Source organism: Streptomyces colwelliae, from assembly GCF_048158785.1.
GTDB lineage: Bacteria > Actinomycetota > Actinomycetes > Streptomycetales > Streptomycetaceae > Streptomyces.
Genome location: NZ_JBLTJC010000851.1, coordinates 1 through 805, shown reverse-complemented (window position 1 = coordinate 805; position 805 = coordinate 1). Strand labels below are relative to the sequence as shown.

Annotated in this window: 2 protein-coding genes; one reads left to right on the top strand and one right to left on the bottom strand. The window is 71.7% G+C overall.

The features are described 5' to 3' along the window. The first annotated feature begins 254 nt into the window (after positions 1-254). A complete protein-coding gene (locus ACNFOC_RS54785; RefSeq protein WP_416966370.1) occupies positions 255-548 on the top strand; it encodes a hypothetical protein in 294 nt (97 codons plus the stop codon). A 9-nt stretch (positions 549-557) separates the two neighbouring features. On the opposite strand, the gene ACNFOC_RS54780 is transcribed toward ACNFOC_RS54785, so the two are convergent. Next, positions 558-805, bottom strand: a 248-nt coding sequence (locus tag ACNFOC_RS54780) for an ROK family protein (RefSeq protein WP_416966369.1), incomplete at its 5' end; no start/stop codon positions are given.

Sequence of the window (805 nt, the reverse complement as noted above, 5' to 3'; positions counted from 1 at the left end):
ATCGTAGAGACGCGCTTGTCCTTCAAGGGGCCGAGGATCGCGTTCTGGACGAAGTTGGCCCCGCCTTGCCCGACGGTGTCGACGAGTCGCTTGTTGGCCTCGGCGATCTGCGTGGGTTAGTCGGACGGCCAAGAGCGGGGCTGTGTGCGGGAGTTGGCGGCAGTGTCGGGCGTCTACCCCCGCCCGGTTGACGTACGTAGCGCCGAGGGCAGTCAAGACGCAGGCCGCGCACGGGGGTTGAGGACCGAACCGGGGTGTCTGACCCTGGACCGTTGACGGCGATCCCGGACGGCTTCCTGCGGTGGGGCGGCTCCGTCGCCGTGATGGCCGACGCAGGGCATGCCGGGCCGGGGACAGCCAAGAAGCGGGCAGCACGCGGGAGTTGGCGGGGCCACGCCGTGCGGACCGTGCGGCCAGGCGACCCGTTGACCATCCGAACAGGTCGCTTCGCGCACCGGGCCGGGCGCAGTCAAGAAGCGGCCAGCACAAGGGAGTTGCCGGCCGCGCCGTGCGCCCCGTTCAGCCTGGTGACCCGTGCGGCCGGGTAGCCCCGTTGACTATCCGAACAGGTCGTTCTGCGCACCGTCCTGCGCTGTCAGCAACGCCCCGCGCAGGACCGCGGCGCCGCCGAGGACGCTCGGGCGTACCTCTGCGGGCAAAGGGGACATGCGGACGATCCGCTCGGCGACCCGTACGGCGAGTTCATCGCCGCCGGCCTGCCCGACCTCGCCGCCGAGGACCACGCAACCGGGGTCCAGCAGCGCGACGACGGAGGCGACACCGAGGGCGAGTCGGTCGGCGAGGG